This window comes from Caulobacter sp. DWP3-1-3b2 (genome assembly GCF_049896325.1).
In the GTDB taxonomy this organism is placed as follows: domain Bacteria; phylum Pseudomonadota; class Alphaproteobacteria; order Caulobacterales; family Caulobacteraceae; genus Caulobacter.
Genome location: NZ_JAFCUB010000030.1, coordinates 34,226 through 50,622, shown reverse-complemented (window position 1 = coordinate 50,622; position 16,397 = coordinate 34,226). Strand labels below are relative to the sequence as shown.

Sequence of the window (16,397 nt, the reverse complement as noted above, 5' to 3'; positions counted from 1 at the left end):
ATGTTGGACGCCACCGTCATTCGGGCCCACGCCCAGGCCGCCGGCGCGCGGCGAAAAAAGGGGGCCCTAACGCCCAGGCGCTTGGCCGGTCTCGTGGCGGGTTCGGAACCAAGATCCACGTCTGCGTAGACGCCCTTGGTCTGCCTGTCCGCATCATCCTGGGCCCGGGCCAGCAGAACGACATGGCCCCCGCCTTCGACCTGATCGACGGGCTGCGCTTCCAATACCTCCTGGCCGACAAGGCCTATGACGCCAATCGTCTCTACGAAAAGATCATCGCCCAGGGCGGCGATCCCTGCGTGCCGCCCCGCCGGCATCGCAAACGCCAGCACGCCTACGACACAGCCCTCTACAAGGAGCGAAACCACGTCGAGCGTTTCTTCAGCCGCATCAAGCAGTTCCGCCGCATCGCAACCCGGTACGACAAGCTTGCAACCACCTTCATGGGCTTCGTAACCCTCGCCGCCATCATGCTATGGCTCAAATAGCTAAATCGTCACTACGGCCTAGAGCAGTGACACGTCCGCCGACACCGCGCCCGCCAACGCCGTTTCTAGCGCCGCCACCAGGCGCGCGGCGGCGATCGGCTTGGCCACGAAGCCATCCATGCCGGCGTCGAGATAGCGGTCGGTCTCGTGCGTCAGCACGCTGGCGGTGACGGCCAGGATCGGCGTGCGCGGCCGATCGCCGGCGGCCTCCAGCGCCCGGATCGCGCGGCCCGCTTCCAACCCGTCCATGCCCGGCATGTGGATGTCCATCAGGATGGCGTCCCAGGGCTCGGCGCGCCACATGGCGACGGCTTCCTGGCCGTCACGCGCCGCGCCGCAGGCCACGCCCATATGGGCCAGCATGGCTTGAAGCACGGTGCGGTTGGTCTGGTTGTCATCGACCACCAGCATCCGCAGGCCGCCATTCGCGGTCGGCCTCTCGACCGGAGCCGCCGGTACGGGCTCGATCAGGCCGTCCACAGTGGGGCAAGGCACGTCGAACGCGAAGCGCGCGCCGCCGCCCTGCGGGCTGTCGAAATCGATCTGGCCGCCCATCAAGGTCACCAACTCGCGGCAGATGGCCAGGCCCAACCCGCTGCCCCCGGTGCGCCGGGTGGTCGAGCTGTCGAGCTGCACAAACTTCTCGAACACCTGGGCATGGCGGTCTTCGGGAATGCCCACCCCGGTGTCGATCACCTCGCAGGTCAGGCCCAGGGCGTCGCCGCCGATGCGCACGGTGACCGCGCCGGCTTGGGTGAACTTGACGGCGTTGGAGATCAGATTGCTGAGCACCTGGCGTAGCCGCGCCTCGTCGCCGTCACGCCAGCCACGCGCCTGGGGTTCGACTTCCAGCGCGAAGGCCAGGCCCTTGTCGTGGGCCAGGCCCGCATAGAGCCGACTTAAGGTCTCGGCCAGGGCGTCCAGACTGAAGGGCGCGCGCAGGATCTCCATCTTGCCGGCCTCGATCCGCGAGATGTCGAGAATGGCGTTGATCACCCCCAGTAGCGCCCGACCGGAGTCTTGCACGACCGCCAACCGGCCACGCTGATCTTCGGAAAGCTCGGCCCGCTCCATGGCCTGGGCCATGCCCAGCACGCCGTTCAGGGGCGTGCGGATCTCGTGGCTCATGGTCTCGAGGAACTCGGTCTTGACCCGGTTGGCGGTCTGGGCGGTCAGGGCCAGCGCCTGGGCCTCGTCACGCAAGCGGCGGTTCTCGCCCAGCTCGGCCTCCAGCTTGCGGTTCAGGGTGTCAGACGCCAGGCGGGCGCGCAGCTCGCGCAGCACCGCCCCCCGCATCAGGGTCGACATGCCCAGGGCGGCGAAGGCTCCCGCCACGCCCAGGAAGCCGTACTGGGCGACCAGGTCGCCCGGCGCGTTGCGGGCCATCAGCAACAGGCCGACGAGCGACACGCCAACACTGAACAGGGCCACGCGGCGGGTGGGGGCCGAGGTCGCGAACACCAGGGCCATCAGCACGAAATAGACCAGCTTGGCCGGTTCGAAATGCAGCACCTGATAGGCCACGACATTGGCCATCAGCAGCGCGTTCATCGTCAGGGCGGCCGTCTCGAGCCCCACCAGTCCTGGCGGACGGAACTTCAGGCGCCACCACAGGCCCAGAGCGGTCAGGGCGGCCAGCATCGCCAGACCTTCCAGCAGCAGCAGGCCCCAGCCCCTCTCGTAAAAGGGGTGAGAGATGCTGATCACGGCGTAGTAGGCGGCGGCGGCGAGCAAGTATCCGCGGAGGATCGGAATGTAGGGCCCGACGATCTCTTTCGTCGGGATGGGTTCCCACTTAACAACCGCGCGCTTCATAAAACCGTGCGTCCCCCCGCCTGCTCGATCTACGAATAGCTTAGCTGTTCGCGGTTAAGTCGCCATTGAGATAACGCCGTCATCGAACCCTGCTTCCAAGTGTCGCAGACGCGGTCAGGCGTCCGCGCGATCAATCCGCGCGGCGTAGCAGCCGGGCCGGGCGTAGTGGGCGTGCAGATAGGCGACCTGCGGGTCGGCCAGCAGCCGCTCGATGACGGGGCCGGCCTGCGCGCCCTCGACCAGGTCGGCGTCGCACATCATGCCGGCCGCGTCGAAGGCGCGAAGCGACAGCAGGCGCCGGGCCAGGGCGGGCGGCAGGGCGTTGGTCGCGTTGACCGCCGCGCCGGCCGCTTCGCGCACATAGATGGCGTGGGCCGAGCGGAAGGGGCTATCGGCGGGCCGATGCTCATAGTTAAGCAGGATCAGCCGCTCGCCGGGCTCGGCGTCGTCCAGCGTCACGCGGCAGGGAAAGGCGAAGGCGGTGTCGGCGACGACCCGCAGCATGCCGCGCGCCGCCAGCGCGTCGTCGTCGAGCGCGAACAGCGGCTGGAAAGGTTCTATCGGCAGGCTGGAAACGGTGAAGGCCACGGCAAGCTCCTGTGCTGGAGCCTGTGTGGCGGCTGGCGCTGCGCGCCGACACCCGATGCTTGCGGTGTCTGCTAGAGCATCGCGCGGAAAAGTGGTCACCGGTTTTCCGCAAAAGCGATGCGAAAACAAAAGTCTAGAGCAAGCCGTGCGATTCCTATGTCGCGCGACTTGCTCTAGGCCCGCTGGTTCAGCGTGATCGCCGTGCCGTTCTGACGATAGGCCGCGCCTTGCGAGCCTGGCCCATAGCCCGACGCGGTGGGGCGTTGCTCGGCGACTTCCTGGGCGATGGCGCGGACCAGGCCTTCGGTGACGGTCTTGGCGGCGGTGACGGCGCGGCCTTGGCGGGCCAGCACGGCGTCGAAGGCCTCGGTGGCGCGGACCAGCCGCAGGCGGCGGGACGGTTCGGCGCCGGCCACCAGGGCGACGCTGGCGCGAACCCGGGTCGACTCGTGGCGATACAGATTGGCCAGCTTGGCGACCTCATCGACATATTGCGCCGCCTCGTGCGGCCGGCGGGCCTCGAAGGCGGTGGCCTGGCGGGCGATCAGGTCGGTGAGGCGCTCGGTCAGGATGATCAGCTGTTCGACGCGGTCGTCGGGTCCGGTGGCGGTGAGGGCCATGACTATTCCTTCAAGCCTTGCATCTTCAGCATTTCCTTCTGGACCGTGGCGGCCAGACCGATGCCGCCGGCCTTGGTGACCTGCTTGGCCATCTCCTCGGTCAGCAGCGACTTGAACATGTCCTCGCCGGCCCCGCCGCCTCCGATCTCGGGGGTTTTCATGCCAGCGGTCATCGACTGCAGCATGATCGACAGGAACGAAGCCTCGAACTTCTGAGCCGTTTCCTTGATCTTGCCGCGCCGCAGAAGTTCGGCGGTGGAGGTGGCGGTGGGGCCGACTGTGTCGATCGGCGTCGCCGCGAGGGCCATATTTGTCGTGAACAGGGCGCTCATCACATCACCTCGATGTCGGCTTGCAGGGCGCCCGCGGCCTTGATGGCCTGCAGGATCGAGATCATGTCGCGGGGCGTGACGCCCAAGGCGTTGAGGCCGCCGACCAGGCTCTTCAGCGAGGCGCCGCCGCCCAGGGTCAGCAGCCTCTTGCCGGTCTCCTCGTTGACGCTGACGGCGGACTGCGGGACGACCTGGGTCTGGCCCTGGCTGAACGGGGCCGGTTGGCTGACGGCCGGGTTTTCCTGGACAGAGATGGTCAGGTTGCCCTGGGCGATCGCCACCTGGCTGATGCGAACGTCGTCCCCCATCACGATGACGCCGGCCACCTCGTCGATGATCACCTTGGCTGGGCTGTCGGGCTCGACCTCCAGGTTCTCGATGGCGGTGACGAAGCTGATCATGTCCATGCCGGCCGGCGGGCGCACCGCGACGATGGTCGGGTTCTGGGCCTGGGCCGAGCGGGGAAACTTGGTGTTGATGGCGTCGGAGATCCGGCGCGAGGTGGTGAAGTCGGGGTTGCGCAGGGTCATGCGCATCTCGCCCATCTCGACCATCTGGAAGCCGGTTTCCTTTTCGATAATGCCGCCGGCGGCGATCCGACCTGCGGTCGGCACGCCCTTTGTGACGGAAGAGCCCGAGGCCCCGCCGGCCGAGACCGAGCCGGTTTGCACCGAGCCCTGCGCCACCGCATAGGTCTGGCCGTCCGCGCCTTGCAGCGAGGTGACCAGCAGGGTGCCGCCCAGCAGGCTCTTGGCGTCGCCCAGGGTCGAGACCGTGACGTCCATCCGCGCGCCGGACGCCGAGAACGGCGGCAGGTTGGCGGTGACTATGACGGCGGCGGTGTTCTTGGTGTTGAGGTTGCCGTCGCGGACATTGACGCCCTGGCGTTCCAGCATCGCCTCGAGGCTCTGCTTGGTCATCGGCGCGTTGCGCAGGCTGTCGCCAGAACCGTTCAGGCCGACGACGATGCCGTAGCCGATCAACTGGTTGTCGCGCACGCCTTCGAACGAGACGATGTCCTTGATCCGCGACTTGGCGTCAGCGGGGCTGGAGGCCATGGCGACGGCGGCGAGAGCAAGGCCCAGAACGGAAGCGAAGAATGAACGAGACATGGCGATCCTGCGGCGGGGTCGTATCCCCGGGTCGTCCCATGCCAGAAGCGGGCCATGAAAAAGTTCAATGAAATCAGTTGAAATCCAGGGCTTTTCTGCTTGCGACAATCCGATCCGGCAGTTTCTGCCCGGCATTAACCATACCGCAAGCGAGCGCCGCCAAAATGTGGTTAACGGGAGGGGGTGACTCCCGCGTTTCGGTAGTTTCCGCGAACGGAGCAGCGTCGGTCATGAAGGTTTCCAGCACGGGAGGCGCGGGCGCGGTTGGCGCATCGCGGGCCAAGCCGACTGGCGGCGGCGGATCGGGATTCTCCCTGCCTACGGTGGGCGGCGCGAGCGCGGCTTCGGGCGTAGCCCAGACTGGCGGCGTGACGGGCGTCGGCTCGCTGGACGCCCTGCTGGCCCTGCAGGCCAATCTGGATCCCTTGGAGCGCAAGCGGCGAGCGGTGAAGCGCGCGGGCGGCCTGCTGGACATTCTGGACGCGCTGAAGATCTCGGTTCTCGACGGCGAGGTTTCGACCCAAACTCTGTCCAGGCTGAAAAGCGCGGTCCGAGAGCACCGCGAATCGACCGACGATCCGGTGCTGGAAACAATTCTCAACGAAATCGAGACCCGGGCCGCGGTCGAAGCTGCCAAGCTTGAGCAGGCCCGGCTGGGTTGAGATCGTTGATGAAACCGTATCTTAAAGAACGCGGTTCATTGAATGTCCACGAGATCCGGGATTTCCCGCACGGCGCTGAACACGCCGCTCATGCGAGGTTCATTGAACCCGGCTATCGTTTTGGTATAAGCACCCCGCCTGACTTGGGCGGAGTTGATCGGGGCGTGAGGCGTTAATGCAAACGGCCACTGTTCTTAAGGCGTCAGGCTCGTATCGTCCTACGGACGACGAGCCTTTCATGAACGAGCGTCAACTTGAATATTTCAAGCAGAAGCTCATCGCATGGAAAGAGGAGATCCTCCGCGAATCTCGCGAGACGGTCACTCATCTACAGGCTGAAACTGAAAACCATGCCGACCTCGCCGATCGCGCGTCGTCGGAAACTGATCGGGCGCTTGAACTTCGGACCCGTGACCGTCAACGGAAGCTTATTTCCAAGATCGACCAGGCGTTGCGTCGGGTCGAGGACGGTTCCTACGGCTACTGCGAAGAGACCGGCGAACCGATCGGTTTGGCGAGACTGGACGCGCGGCCCACCGCGATGCTCAGCCTGGAAGCCCAGGAACGCCACGAACGTCGGGAACGGGTTCACCGCGACGATTGAGATCATCATGATCTCGACCTGATTGTGTTTCGAACGGCCCCGCCTCACGGCGGGGCCGTTTTCGTTTCACCACAGGCTCGCCGCCGCGCGCTCGGGCCAGGCCTTGTCGTACTCGGGCCCGCCGACGGTGTCGTGGCTCATCGCCGCCAGCATGGCGCCGGGCGAGGGCAGGCGCCGGGGATCGAGCTGAGTCTCCGCCTTCCACAGTCCCGAGCGGACGACGGCCCGGGCGCATTGAAAATAGGCCTCGACGACCGTGATCACCAGACAGGTGCGCGGCGCCTTGCCATCGACGGCGAAACTGGCCAGCAGGGCTGGATCGGCCGACACCACCGCCCGGCCATTGACCCGGAAGGTCGTGCCCGAGCCGGGGATCAGGAACATCAGCGCCACGCGCGGATCGCGGACCACGTTGCGCAGGCTGTCGATGCGGTTGTTTCCCCGCCGGTCCGGCAGGATCAGGGTCCGCTCATCGGCGATGCGCACGAAACCGGGCTGGTCGCCGCGCGGACTGCAGTCCAGTCCCTCGGGGCCGGCCGTGGCGAGGGCCAGGAACGGCGATGCCTCGATCAGGGCGCGGTAATGCGGCGTGATGCGGTCGGCCACCTTGACAGTCGAGGCCGCGACCGGCGCGGGTCTGTAGAGCGCCTCGAGCGCTTCCAAGCTGTCGATGACGTCCACGGGCGACCTCCTGCGAAGCCGCCAGCATAGACGGTCTGGCCGTCGCGAAAAGCCTAGGCCGCCGCACTTTGGGCGACGGCGCAAGCCTCGGCCAGGCGATGGGGCGAGATCGGCTTGTCAACCACGGTGGGGGTTCGCGCGCCCAGTTGGTCGGCGTTCCCGGTGACATACACCACCGGGATTGGCCCTAGATGCGCCAGGATCGCCGCCACTGCTTCGACGCCGGTGCCACCGATGATGCGGTAGTCCGCCGTGATCAGATCAGGGTGCCGCCTCAAGGCGCAATCGAGCGCTTCCTGGGGACTTTCGGCGATGTCGAAACTATCGAACCCCTGCTCGGTGAGCAAAGCCTCCACTTCCATTGCGATGAGGATCTCGTCCTCGATGATCAAAGCATGCCTATGGGACATGTTCACTGGACGCCACCACTTCTCTAAATCGTCCCTATCCCCAGTAGAAGCCTATGATTCTCTTCTGCGCTAACGATTTTTACGGTTCAGCTTGTCTAAAATGTCGCAGGGGCGCGCCTGCGACTTGTTCTCAAGCGCCACCTTAGGCGCTCTTGACTGGTGACAACGATGTCATGAACGGCGAACACTTGCCTGGTCTTTGTAATCACAAGTGTTTACCTCAATGTTCAGCGAACGCCGTGTTTCGGTCATGTTTGCTTGCGGAGTCTTGCGTCGTCCAAGGGAAATTGCGCTATGCAGAGCGCAAAAATACGCAGGAGCGCGCGCCATGATGTCCCTGATCCTTACCGAGAAACGCGGCCACGTCGCGATCCTCACGCTCAACCGCCCCGAGGCGATGAACGCGCTGGGCGCGCCGGGCGATGGCGATCAGGTGGCGGCGGCCTGCGAGGCGATCAATGACGACCAACAAATTCGCTGCGTGATCCTTACCGGCGCGGGCCGGGCGTTCTCGGCCGGCGGCGACGTCAAGGCGATGAAGGCCCGCGAAGGCGCGTTCGGCGGCAATGGCGTGGCGGTGCGCGACGGCTATCGCAAGAACATCCACCGCATCGTGCGGGCCATCTATGGCCTGGAGGTCCCGGCCATCGCCGCCGTCAACGGGGCGGCCATCGGCCTGGGCTGCGACGTGGCCTGCATGACCGACATCCGCATCGCCGCCGACACCGCCAAGTTCGGGGTGACCTTCCTGAAGCTGGGCCTCATCCCCGGCGACGGCGGGGCCTGGCTGATGCCGCGCACGATCGGCATGAGCCGCGCCGCCGAGCTTCTGTTCACCGGCGACGTGATCGACGCCGCAAAGGCCGAGGCCTGGGGCCTGATCAGCAAGGCGGTGCCGGCTGAGACCCTGATGGACGAGGCCATGGCCCTGGCCGAGCGCATCGCCCTGCAGCCGCCCCACGCCCTGCGCATGGCCAAGACCCTGCTGCGGCAGGGCGCCAGCGCCAGCTACGACACCCTGATGGAGATGAGCGCCATGGCCCAGGCCATCGCCCACCACACCGACGACCACATGGAAGGCGTCGACGCCCTTCTCGAAAAGCGCCAACCCAGCTTCAAGGGCTCCTGACATGGGTAAGGAAGCCAAGGGCGTCTGGGGTCAACTGGCGGACGGCGAGAGCGACGGCAAGCTGCTGTGGGAGCCGCCCAAGCTGATCTTCCGCGGCGCGGTGCGCGGTATCTTCCAGGGCCACGCCCTGCGCGACCTGCGGGTCGAGGGCGCCGATCTGGTCCTGACCGACGGCACCCGGTTCACGCTGGAGCCAGGCGAGGCGGACACGTGGCTGCACGCCATCCAGAACCCGCCCAGCCGCCTGGACAAGCTGGGCGTCAAGGTGGGGCAGACGGTGGTGGTCCTGGGCGTGGATGACGCCGAGTTCCTCGACGAGCTGTCGGGCCGGGCGGAGCCGGTGGAAGCCGACGAGGACATCGACCTGCTGTTCCTGGGCGTGGAGGACCTGGCCGATTTCGACCAGCTCGAAGACCTGATCGGCGGCCTGGCGGCCAAGGGCGCGATCTGGATCGTCGCCGAAAAGGGTCGGGGCGCGCCGCTGAAGGACACCGAGATCCTGGCCGCCGCGCGCGGGCAGGGGCTGGTGGACACCAAGGTCTGCGCGTTCTCCAAGACCCACACCGCGCTGCGCTTCGTCAAGCGCAAGGGCGGGGCGGTGGCCGCGCCAGCCGTCGCCGATGAGGACGAGGGGTTCGACGAGGAGTAGGGGGCACTAAGCGGGGCGGCTGGGTGGGCTTTCGAGCCTAGTCCGATGTTCGTCCTGCCGGTTCTCCGGCACGGCGTCCAAGGTCCGGCGTCAGGCGCGGCCATAATTCCCGCACCCGACTCAACCTGGCCTCACTCCAGACGCGCCGATGGAGCGGGCAGGGTGTTGACCACAGCGATGGCCGTCAATCCGCTCCCAAACTAGCGGAGCGATCGCGGCCTGGGTGAGGTCTCCGGCCGCGAGGCTGGCCATCGCTCGCGCCTTGAACGGAAAGAATCCCTTGGTCGCGTGAGGCCAAAGCCGGTCATCCCAACGACGCCTGACCTGCACCAGCGTTACGCCTTCAACCGCCAATCTGGACGAGATATCAGCCAATGCGTCAGCGACCGGGCCAACCGGAGCATAGGGCGTGACAATTTGCCGGACACCGGCTGCTCTGGCGGCAGACAGCAGGCGCTCGGGATCCAGGCTATCATGCCGGGTCGTGGGGCAGCCGAAGAATGCGCCGATCCGCGTTGTCGTATCCAGGGCCGCGCCTTCGAGGAAGCGACGAGCCGCTTCGCTCCAGAGCTGCTGCCTGTCCGTCGCAACAACTGCCGCTACGAAGGGGCTAGCCGCTCCAAAAGCTGACTCCGGATGCATGTCCTCCGACGTGACCAGAAGCATGGCCGGGTCAGAGATGGAGGCGACACGATGTTCAACCAGGTCGAGAGGACCCGGAAGCGGAAGCTCCGTGAGCGCGGTGGCTTCTGTGGCCAGACCTTTCGGTGCAAAGCGCCGGTTGGTATTGCGGGCGATGTTGTCGGTAGAGGCGAGATAGATCTTGCCGGGCGTCTGAAGCCCCGCAACCCAGCGCCAGGACAGCGTATTGCTCGCCGCATCGGCATCAATCAGATGACGTAAAAAGAAGTTTGCGCCCAGCGACCAAGGCAGCTTCAGGGTGAAAATCCAGATGGAGGCAAACCACATACGTGTGTGGTTGTGGAGGTAGCCGGTCTCCACCAACTCACTCGCCCAGTCATCAAAGCCCTCGATCCCCGTCTGGCCGGTCTGCGCTGCATGAAGGGTAGGGGAGCCGGCAAACGCTTGGGCCTGGTGATCTCTTTCAGTGCAGAAGCGCGCCCAGACTGCGGGGCGTGTCTCAAGCCACCCCTTCCAGTAGGTCCGCCACAGCACCTCCTGAACGTATTTCTCGGCCGCTCTGGCGTCATGCTGCGCGAGCACGGCGGCGATGATCTCCTTCTCGGTGATCAGGCGATGGCGCAGATAGGGTGAGAGCCTCGACACCGCGGTCGGCTGGCCAGGACCAGGATCAGTATTGCGGCCGGCCGCGTAGGCAAGACCGGCTTGCGGGACGAAAGCGGTGAGGCGGCGTAGGGCTTCATCACGGGTTGGCGGGAAAGTCATGATCGTCCGTCACTTGCAAGCTTGCCGGCTCCTTAAGCGCCTGGGGTCTCAATGCATAGGCCGCCCGACGGACGTGCTGATTGAGCCGGCTCGGCGCGGGGTGTCGGCCAGATCCAAGCTTACCCACATTGCGGGACGGTCGTCCGGACCAAATGGGCGACACAAGTCCGACCACGCCATTGGGTCCTTCGGCTGAATGTCCGAGCCCTGGAGCTAAACTAAGTTCCGCTTCGGGTCGGGAGCGGAAGCCAGCCTGTTGCCCGAAACTGGACATTGGACCTTCGGTGGGAAGCGCACATACCAAGGTTAGAGATAGGCGGCGTCCAACGGTGATCGAAGGTCCGGTTGATGGAGCGGGTCCACCTTCCGCTTCCGACCCCAAAGCGGACATTTGATCGCAACGGGGTCCTCGCGCTTGAGCCGACGACTAGCTGGGTCAATCGGCAAAGCAGCTCCGTTCAATGAAGCTCTGTGCGGCGGCCGAGGCTTCAGACGGATTATGCCCACCGTCGAACTCGAGGGCCGTAAACGGCGCCTTGGCTGCGCGAAGAGCCTCCACCAGCGGTACATAGTGGTCGGCGAACGGGGCTGCGGGATCGTGACGACCGCCTGCGACGAAGATCGGACGATCCGCCAGATCAGCGGCGCGCTGGGCCAAGCCTGATGTGCCGGACTCCAGGGTAATCGCGTTCATAAAGCCGTCGACGCCATCCGGTCCGAAGCGGGTCGAGGCGGGATCGGCAGCGACGGCGTCCAGATCAGTCTTCCAGGCCGTCCGATAGCTTGCGTCGGAGCCCCAACGCGCACCGATCACGCCCATGTCGGCGGGAACGAGAACCACAGCGCACCGTACGCTGTGGTCTGCCGCCGCCGTCTGCAACGCGACCCAGCCGCCATAGCTAACGCCGAGCACGCCGATCTCAGTCGGATCCACCCCGCTGGCGGCGTCCTGCTTGAGCCAGTTTACGGCGGCGGCCCCGTCCTCGCGCGAGTGTCGCAGGCTGATGGCCCCGCCCGATGACCCCGTGCCCCGATATTGGGGTAGCAACACGGTATAGCCGGCGGCTTGCAGGTCGGTCGCTATGCGAGGGATATTTGGCCCCGCAGGAAAGCCGTTAAACAGGACGATGGCCGGACGCGGCCCTTCACCGACGCCACCCAGAATGCGGGCTGAGAGCGTGGTGTCGCCGGATGAAATCGTCACCTCCCTTACGGGCTGTTGTGCAAAGGCAAGCCCGGGGAGCGCCAGTAGGGCGATGGCGGCGACGAACGATTTCAAGGGATGCCTCGGGCTCAGGAACGCCAGTGCAGATCGCGCCGACCAAGCGTGACCTTGATAGCGGGACCCGCACCATCGCAACTTAAGCTTTTGTCATGACACAACGTTCATCGACATGTGGCGAGGGATCCGTTGGCTTGGCGACGTCCGCTAACCACCCTTCGCTGACGTTCCGAACGTCCGCTTCCGGTGAAACCGGCATCCGCTCCGGATGTGGCCACGCCTTTTAGCCTTGGTGGATCGGAGCTCTGGCGTCTGACGATGTCAAGGACGGCGCGAAGCGCCGCCGCGACGCGGCCGCCAGAGGCGGTCCTTGACATCGTCAGACGCCAGAGCAAGCTCGCCATCAAGGTTTTAAGGCGCGGCCTCGCCGATGCGGGCGGTTTGGGAAGGGGCTGGACGTTTCAAGCACGTTGGCGACCCGGCAGTGCTTGGCGCCCGCTGCGGTGCGCGCCAGCCTGTCGGCGCCTTCGCGCATCGGAAGTCCTCCCCCTTTGGGGGAGGTGTCGGCGACGCCGACGGAGGGGGGAGTGATTAGCAGGTGGCCGAACCTCCGGATCGGAGACCCCAAAACTCCCCCCACCGATCGCTGCGCGATCGCCTCCCCCACGGGGGGAGGCGTTCTAGGCCGCCTCCGGGACCTTCGCCTTCGCCTTCGCCTTGGCCTTGCTGAACACCATCGTCCCGTCGTCCACCTTGCCCAGCCGCAGGGTCACCAGATCGAGCGCGTAGTTCTGATAGGCCTTCCAGGGCTTTTGCGCGCCCTGCTTGGGGAACTTGCCGATGCCGCGCTGGACGTAGCCGGAGCTGAAGTCCAGCCACGGCTCGACCGGCATGTCGGGGTCGGTGACGCGCGGGGTGCATTGGACGGTGCCGGTGCGGTCCATGTGGTTGATCAGCCGGCAGACATATTCGGCGGTCAGGTCGGCCTTCAGGGTCCAGCTGGCGTTGGTGTAGCCGAAGGTCGAGGCGAAGTTGGGCACGTCGCTGAACATCATGCCCTTGTAGGACAGGCTCTGCGAGAGGTCGGCCGGCTGGCCGTCGACCACCACCTTCATGCCGCCCGCCAGCTGCATCACCAGGCCCGTGGCGGTGACCACGACGTCGGCGTCCAGGGTCGCGCCCGAGGTCAGTTTCAGGCTGGTCGGGGTGAAGGCCTCGATATGGTCGGTGACCACCGACGATGTCCCGGCCTTCAGCGAGGCGAACAGGTCGGCGTCGGGCACCAGGCAAAGGCGCTGGTCCCAGGGGTTGTAGCGGGGCGTGAAGTGGGTGGCGACGTCGTAGTCGGGCCCCAGATGTTCGCTGACCAGGCCGATCAGCTGGGCCTTGGTCTTTTCCGGCTTCTTGCGGGCGATGTTGAAGAACAGCATCTGCATCAGCACGTTCTTCCAACGCGTGATGCGGTAGGCCAGCATGATCGGCAGCTTGGCCCGCAGCCAGTTGGCCAGGGCGTCCTCCGCCGGACGTGAGACCACATAGGTGGGTGAGCGCTGCAGCATGGTGACGTGGCTGGCGGTCTTGGCCATCTCCGGCACCAGGGTGACGGCGGTGGCCCCGCTGCCGATCACCACGACCTTCTTGCCGGTATAGTCGAGGTCGGCCGGCCAGTGCTGCGGGTGGACGATGCGGCCGCCGAACGTCTCGACACCCTCCCAGGGCGGCGTGTAGCCGGCGGCGTAGTCGTAATAACCGCTGCACATCAGCAGGAAGTTGCAGGTCAGCTGCACGATCTGGCCGTCATGCTCGGCCTCGACGGTCCAGGTGGCGGTCTCAGAGGACCAGCTGGCTTGCTGAACCTTGTGATTGAAGCGGATCTTGCGGTCGACGCCGTGGTCCTTGGCCGTCTCGCGGACATATCTCAGGATCGATGGGCCGTCGGCGATGGCCTTGGCTTCGCGCCAGGGCCGGAACGAATAGCCCAGGGTGTACATGTCGCTGTCGGAGCGGATGCCGGGATAGCGAAACAGGTCCCAGGTGCCGCCGATGGCTTCGCGGCCCTCGAGGATCGCATAGGTCTTGCCCGGGCAGTGGGTTTGCAGGTGATAGCCCGCGCCGACGCCCGACAGGCCCGCTCCTACGATCAGGACGTCGAAATGCTCGATGGCCATGCGCTCGCTCCGCTCCCCGATGTGGTCCGGCGTGCCCGGACGTCTTGGTTATCTTATCGACGTTCATATAGAGGCGACCATTTTGCCCGTCGGTCAACCGGTGGCGTACCGTCCTTTCGATTTCCGGCGGGTTTTCGTTTGCGCACCGCGGCTTTGGCCGCGTATTCGATCCGGCATGAACTTGCGCGATTTCGGTCTGCTGGTGCTGGTCTGCCTGGTCTGGGCCTGCAACAACATCATCTCCAAGATCGTGGTCGCCCACTGGGGCGTGCCGCCGTTGTTCTATGCGGCGGTGCGGTTCGCGATCGTCGCGGCGGTGACCCTGCCGTGGCTGCTGCCCGCGCCCCGGCCGACCTGGCGGATCGTGGTGGTCGGCCTGCTGATGGGCGTCGGCAACTTCGCCCTGCTGTTCATGGGCTTCAAAACGGCCTCGCCCTCGGCGGCGGCGGTGGTCATTCAGGTCGCCGTGCCCTTCACCACCATCCTGTCGGTGCTGCTGCTGGGCGAGAAGGTGCGCTGGAAGCGCGGGCTGGGCATCGCCCTGACCCTGTCGGGGGCGGTGGTGGTGATGTGGAACCCGCACGGCCTTCAGCTGTCGCCGGGCCTGTGGTTCATCGTCGGCTCGGCCTTCACCGGCTCGCTGGGCGCGGTGATGATGAAGCAGATCGAGGGGGTCAAGCCCCTGCAGTTCCAGGCCTGGGTCGGCTTCACCGCCGTCGCGCCCCTGGCGGCGCTGAGCGGGGTGTTCGAGCCCGGCGGCCTGGGCCTCGCCGCCCATGCCGGCTGGCCGTTCTTGGCCGCGGTGCTGTTCTCGGCCCTGGTGGTGTCGGTGCTGGGACACACGACCTATTATGGCCTGATCCAGCGTCACGAGGCCAATCTGATCGCGCCGCTGACCCTGATGACCCCGTTGATGACCATTGGCTTGGGCGTGCTGATCACCCACGATCACTTCGACATCCGAATGGGAATCGGCACGGCGCTGGCGCTGGTCGGCGTGCTGATCATCGCCCTGCGCAAGAACCAGGTCATGCCGCTGATCCTGCTGATGAGGAACCGTTTCCAATGACGCCCTCCCCTCTGAAGTTGGCCGACGCGCCGTCGCCGAACTTCGATGCCCGCAAGGCCATCCCCGACTGCGTGATCCTTCACTACACCGGCATGGAGACCGGCCCGGCGGCGCTGGAGCGTTTGTGCGATCCGGAAGCCAAGGTCTCGGCCCACTACCTGGTCGAGGAAGATGGCCGGGTGTTTCGCCTGGTGCCCGAGGAGCGCCGCGCCTGGCATGCCGGGGCCGCCTTCTGGAAAGGCGTCAAGGACATCAACTCGGCCTCGATCGGGATCGAGATCGTCAATCCGGGACACGAGTTTGGCTACCGCGCCTTTCCCGACGCGCAGGTCGCCGCCGTGATCAACCTGCTGGCCGACATCCGTTCGCGGTGGACCATCGACGATGACCGCGTCCTGGGCCATTCCGACATCGCCCCCGGCCGCAAGATCGACCCGGGCGAGCTGTTCCCCTGGAAGCGGCTAGCCGAGGCCGGCCACGGTCTTTGGGTCGAGCCGCCGCCGTCGCCCGGCGCGCCGCTGGGCGAGGGCGAGGAGGGGACCGGCGTCTTCGCCCTTCAGGCCGGCCTGACCCGCCTGGGCTACAACTGCCCGCCGTCCGGCAAGTACGACGCCTGGACCACCACCATCGTGGCCGCCTTCCAGCGCCACTGGCTGCAGACCCGCTTCGACGGCGTCGCCGACGGCGAGACCCGGGCAAGGCTGGTGGCCCTGCTGCGGGCCGCCGGCTGATGCATCCGGCCCAGCCGTTCCGGGTCGAGGATCGCGCGACCCTGCTGGGCTTCATCGCCGCCCATCCGTTCGTGACGCTGGCGGCGGCGGTGCGCGGCCGGCCGTTCACAGCCCAGGCGCCGGTGGTGATCCGCCATCTCGGTGACGGCGAGGTGGCCCTCGACTTCCACCTGTCGCGCGGCAACGTGCTGTCGCCGTACATCGTCCAGGGCTTTCGTGCGGTGGCGCTGGCCACGGGTCCCGACGCCTATGTTAGCCCGGACTGGTACGCGGGCGAAGACCAGGTCCCGACCTGGAACTACCTGTCGGTCGAGGCCGAAGGCTCGGTCGCCGGGCTCAACGACGTCGAGCTCGTGGCCCTGCTCGATGACCTCTCCGCCCAGGAGGAGGCGCGCTTGCTGCCCAAGCCGCCCTGGACCCGCCACAAGATGAGCCCCGGCCGCTTCGAGGCCATGACCCGCGCCATCATCGGCGCCCGGCTGCTCGTTGACCGGCTGGAAGGGACCTTCAAGCTGTCGCAGAACAAGGGCGAGGCGGATCGGTCTGGGGTGGTCGCGGCGCTGGGGGATCATCCCATCGCGGGGCTGATGCGGGGCTAGGGTCGGATCTCGGGATTGGCCGTTTGGCTTCCGACCCTGGGCGGACATTGGGTTGCGCCTTAAAAAGCCCTCTCTCTTGGAGAGAGGGAGGGGCCCATGGCGAAGCCATGG

Annotated in this window: 18 protein-coding genes and 1 pseudogene; 8 read left to right on the top strand and 11 right to left on the bottom strand. The window is 66.2% G+C overall.

All coding sequences use genetic code 11. The features are described from left to right. Window positions 1-488, top strand: a pseudogene (locus ACP7AG_RS16595) (IS5 family transposase); the annotation flags it as partial. Between the two features lie 18 nt (window positions 489-506). Here the strand turns inward: ACP7AG_RS16595 and ACP7AG_RS16590 are convergent. From ACP7AG_RS16590 to ACP7AG_RS16565, 6 genes are all read right to left on the bottom strand, one after another. Next, window positions 507-2,222, bottom strand: a complete 1,716-nt coding sequence (locus tag ACP7AG_RS16590) for an ATP-binding protein (protein WP_426032154.1) — start codon at window positions 2,220-2,222, stop codon at window positions 507-509. A gap of 195 nt (window positions 2,223-2,417) precedes the next feature. Next, window positions 2,418-2,891 (bottom strand): DUF1203 domain-containing protein, encoded by a 474-nt coding sequence (locus tag ACP7AG_RS16585; protein ID WP_426032152.1) that lies wholly within the window; start codon window positions 2,889-2,891, stop codon window positions 2,418-2,420. 173 nt (window positions 2,892-3,064) lie between these two features. Next, a complete protein-coding gene (locus ACP7AG_RS16580) occupies window positions 3,065-3,511 on the bottom strand; it encodes a flagellar basal body protein (protein WP_426014218.1) in 447 nt (148 codons plus the stop codon). A 2-nt stretch (window positions 3,512-3,513) separates the two neighbouring features. Next, window positions 3,514-3,843 carry a rod-binding protein gene (locus ACP7AG_RS16575; RefSeq protein ID WP_426014217.1) on the bottom strand — a complete coding sequence of 110 codons (330 nt, stop codon included), beginning with the start codon at window positions 3,841-3,843 and terminating at the stop codon, window positions 3,514-3,516. Next, window positions 3,843-4,955: a flagellar basal body P-ring protein FlgI gene (locus ACP7AG_RS16570; RefSeq protein ID WP_426032150.1), complete on the bottom strand. Its 1,113-nt coding sequence runs from the start codon at window positions 4,953-4,955 to the stop codon at window positions 3,843-3,845. The genes ACP7AG_RS16575 and ACP7AG_RS16570 overlap by 1 nt, the downstream gene beginning before the upstream one ends. Before the next feature lie 73 nt (window positions 4,956-5,028). Further along, window positions 5,029-5,187 (bottom strand): hypothetical protein, encoded by a 159-nt coding sequence (locus ACP7AG_RS16565; protein ID WP_426032148.1) that lies wholly within the window; start codon window positions 5,185-5,187, stop codon window positions 5,029-5,031. Here ACP7AG_RS16565 and ACP7AG_RS16560 point away from each other — a divergent pair. Continuing rightward, a complete protein-coding gene (locus ACP7AG_RS16560; protein WP_426032146.1) occupies window positions 5,186-5,617 on the top strand; it encodes a flagellar assembly protein FliX in 432 nt (143 codons plus the stop codon). The two genes, ACP7AG_RS16565 and ACP7AG_RS16560, sit on opposite strands and share 2 nt — an antisense overlap. 175 nt (window positions 5,618-5,792) lie before the next feature. Continuing rightward, window positions 5,793-6,221 (top strand): RNA polymerase-binding protein DksA, encoded by a 429-nt coding sequence (gene dksA, locus ACP7AG_RS16555; protein WP_426014212.1) that lies wholly within the window; start codon window positions 5,793-5,795, stop codon window positions 6,219-6,221. A 66-nt stretch (window positions 6,222-6,287) separates the two neighbouring features. On the opposite strand, the gene ACP7AG_RS16550 is transcribed toward dksA, so the two are convergent. Further along, window positions 6,288-6,902, bottom strand: a complete 615-nt coding sequence (locus ACP7AG_RS16550) for a pyridoxamine 5'-phosphate oxidase family protein (protein WP_426032144.1) — start codon at window positions 6,900-6,902, stop codon at window positions 6,288-6,290. A 53-nt stretch (window positions 6,903-6,955) separates the two neighbouring features. Further along, a complete protein-coding gene (locus ACP7AG_RS16545) occupies window positions 6,956-7,312 on the bottom strand; it encodes a response regulator (protein ID WP_426032142.1) in 357 nt (118 codons plus the stop codon). A gap of 331 nt (window positions 7,313-7,643) precedes the next feature. On the opposite strand from ACP7AG_RS16545, the gene ACP7AG_RS16540 reads away from it, so the two are divergent. Continuing rightward, window positions 7,644-8,441 carry a crotonase/enoyl-CoA hydratase family protein gene (locus ACP7AG_RS16540; RefSeq protein WP_426032156.1) on the top strand — a complete coding sequence of 266 codons (798 nt, stop codon included), beginning with the start codon at window positions 7,644-7,646 and terminating at the stop codon, window positions 8,439-8,441. A 1-nt stretch (window position 8,442) separates the two neighbouring features. Beyond that, entirely contained in the window at window positions 8,443-9,090 is a 648-nt protein-coding gene (locus ACP7AG_RS16535; protein WP_426032140.1) for a DUF3052 domain-containing protein, read from the top strand. Between the two features lie 120 nt (window positions 9,091-9,210). Here the strand turns inward: ACP7AG_RS16535 and ACP7AG_RS16530 are convergent, their stop codons facing one another. From ACP7AG_RS16530 to ACP7AG_RS16520, 3 genes are all read right to left on the bottom strand, one after another. Then, window positions 9,211-10,497 (bottom strand): FAD-binding domain-containing protein, encoded by a 1,287-nt coding sequence (locus tag ACP7AG_RS16530; RefSeq protein ID WP_426032138.1) that lies wholly within the window; start codon window positions 10,495-10,497, stop codon window positions 9,211-9,213. Window positions 10,498-10,933: 436 nt separating this feature from the next. After that, the gene (locus ACP7AG_RS16525) at window positions 10,934-11,776 is read right to left on the bottom strand and encodes an alpha/beta hydrolase family protein (protein ID WP_426009343.1); all 843 of its coding nucleotides are present in this window, start codon (window positions 11,774-11,776) and stop codon (window positions 10,934-10,936) included. Between the two features lie 623 nt (window positions 11,777-12,399). Continuing rightward, window positions 12,400-13,887 carry a flavin-containing monooxygenase gene (locus tag ACP7AG_RS16520; protein WP_426032136.1) on the bottom strand — a complete coding sequence of 496 codons (1,488 nt, stop codon included), beginning with the start codon at window positions 13,885-13,887 and terminating at the stop codon, window positions 12,400-12,402. Between the two features lie 175 nt (window positions 13,888-14,062). Here ACP7AG_RS16520 and ACP7AG_RS16515 point away from each other — a divergent pair, with 175 nt between their 5' ends. Genes ACP7AG_RS16515 through ACP7AG_RS16505 form a run of 3 tightly spaced genes read left to right on the top strand, consistent with a single transcriptional unit; the run spans window position 14,063 to window position 16,286 of the window. Continuing rightward, window positions 14,063-14,956 carry a DMT family transporter gene (locus ACP7AG_RS16515; protein ID WP_426032134.1) on the top strand — a complete coding sequence of 298 codons (894 nt, stop codon included), beginning with the start codon at window positions 14,063-14,065 and terminating at the stop codon, window positions 14,954-14,956. After that, the gene (locus ACP7AG_RS16510; protein ID WP_426032132.1) at window positions 14,953-15,687 is read left to right on the top strand and encodes an N-acetylmuramoyl-L-alanine amidase; all 735 of its coding nucleotides are present in this window, start codon (window positions 14,953-14,955) and stop codon (window positions 15,685-15,687) included. Before ACP7AG_RS16515 ends, ACP7AG_RS16510 begins: the two co-directional genes overlap by 4 nt. Beyond that, entirely contained in the window at window positions 15,687-16,286 is a 600-nt protein-coding gene (locus ACP7AG_RS16505; protein ID WP_426032130.1) for an FMN-binding negative transcriptional regulator, read from the top strand. The genes ACP7AG_RS16510 and ACP7AG_RS16505 overlap by 1 nt, the downstream gene beginning before the upstream one ends. Window positions 16,287-16,397 lie beyond the last annotated feature (111 nt).

What these genes read in the sequence shown, in the direction of transcription:
- ACP7AG_RS16580 (WP_426014218.1), bottom strand. Translation starts at nt 3,511, where the DNA reads ATGGCCCTCACCGCCACCGGACCCGACGACCGCGTCGAACAGCTGATC.
- ACP7AG_RS16575 (WP_426014217.1), bottom strand. Translation starts at nt 3,843, where the DNA reads ATGAGCGCCCTGTTCACGACAAATATGGCCCTCGCGGCGACGCCGATC.
- ACP7AG_RS16570 (WP_426032150.1), bottom strand. Translation starts at nt 4,955, where the DNA reads ATGTCTCGTTCATTCTTCGCTTCCGTTCTGGGCCTTGCTCTCGCCGCC.
- ACP7AG_RS16560 (WP_426032146.1), top strand. Translation starts at nt 5,186, where the DNA reads ATGAAGGTTTCCAGCACGGGAGGCGCGGGCGCGGTTGGCGCATCGCGG.
- ACP7AG_RS16565 (WP_426032148.1), bottom strand. Translation starts at nt 5,187, where the DNA reads ATGACCGACGCTGCTCCGTTCGCGGAAACTACCGAAACGCGGGAGTCA.
- dksA (WP_426014212.1), top strand. Translation starts at nt 5,793, where the DNA reads ATGCAAACGGCCACTGTTCTTAAGGCGTCAGGCTCGTATCGTCCTACG.
- ACP7AG_RS16545 (WP_426032142.1), bottom strand. Translation starts at nt 7,312, where the DNA reads ATGTCCCATAGGCATGCTTTGATCATCGAGGACGAGATCCTCATCGCA.
- ACP7AG_RS16540 (WP_426032156.1), top strand. Translation starts at nt 7,644, where the DNA reads ATGTCCCTGATCCTTACCGAGAAACGCGGCCACGTCGCGATCCTCACG.
- ACP7AG_RS16535 (WP_426032140.1), top strand. Translation starts at nt 8,443, where the DNA reads ATGGGTAAGGAAGCCAAGGGCGTCTGGGGTCAACTGGCGGACGGCGAG.
- ACP7AG_RS16530 (WP_426032138.1), bottom strand. Translation starts at nt 10,497, where the DNA reads ATGACTTTCCCGCCAACCCGTGATGAAGCCCTACGCCGCCTCACCGCT.
- ACP7AG_RS16520 (WP_426032136.1), bottom strand. Translation starts at nt 13,887, where the DNA reads ATGGCCATCGAGCATTTCGACGTCCTGATCGTAGGAGCGGGCCTGTCG.
- ACP7AG_RS16515 (WP_426032134.1), top strand. Translation starts at nt 14,063, where the DNA reads ATGAACTTGCGCGATTTCGGTCTGCTGGTGCTGGTCTGCCTGGTCTGG.
- ACP7AG_RS16510 (WP_426032132.1), top strand. Translation starts at nt 14,953, where the DNA reads ATGACGCCCTCCCCTCTGAAGTTGGCCGACGCGCCGTCGCCGAACTTC.
- ACP7AG_RS16505 (WP_426032130.1), top strand. Translation starts at nt 15,687, where the DNA reads ATGCATCCGGCCCAGCCGTTCCGGGTCGAGGATCGCGCGACCCTGCTG.